The following is a 533-nucleotide window of genomic DNA, read 5'->3' as shown; positions in this document are numbered from 1 at the left end:
CGCCTTATCTCATCCCGTAAATTTATTGGCCTGCGTGAGCTGGCTGGTAAGTTTGTTAAAAAACTGCCGGCCTCTGTTGAGCGCACAGCCCGTAAAGCTGATGAATATGCCCGTGGCATGATCACCGGCGGCACATGGTTTGAAGAGCTGGGCTTTTACTATATTGGTCCGGTTGACGGGCACGATCTGCCACAGCTGGTCACCATTCTGCGCAACCTGCGTGATGCCGGCAACGGCCCAATCCTGTTGCATGTCATCACCGAAAAAGGCCACGGCTACACCCCAGCTGAAAAAGCCGGCGATAAATATCATGCTGTTGCACGCTTTAATGTCGTAACCGGCGAGCAGTCCAAAGGCCCTTCAGGCCCGCCAAGCTACACCTCAGTTTTTTCACGTGAGCTGGTACGCCAGGCCGCCACTGACAAAAATATTGTCGCCATTACCGCCGCCATGCCCTCAGGCACTGGCCTTGATGCTTTTGCCAGAGCCTACCCGGAGCGGTTTTTTGATGTCGGCATTGCCGAGCAGCATGC

Annotated in this window: 1 protein-coding gene; it reads left to right on the top strand. The window is 54.8% G+C overall.

Annotated features, from left to right (window positions below; translation table 11 throughout):
- The coding region (locus HK11_RS10140) for a 1-deoxy-D-xylulose-5-phosphate synthase N-terminal domain-containing protein (protein WP_304528678.1) at positions 1–533 on the top strand (533 nt) is incomplete at both ends.

The organism is Acetobacter sp. DmW_043 (genome assembly GCF_002153485.1).
Classification (GTDB): domain Bacteria; phylum Pseudomonadota; class Alphaproteobacteria; order Acetobacterales; family Acetobacteraceae; genus Acetobacter; species Acetobacter thailandicus.
This window is presented reverse-complemented; position numbering and strand designations above follow the sequence as displayed.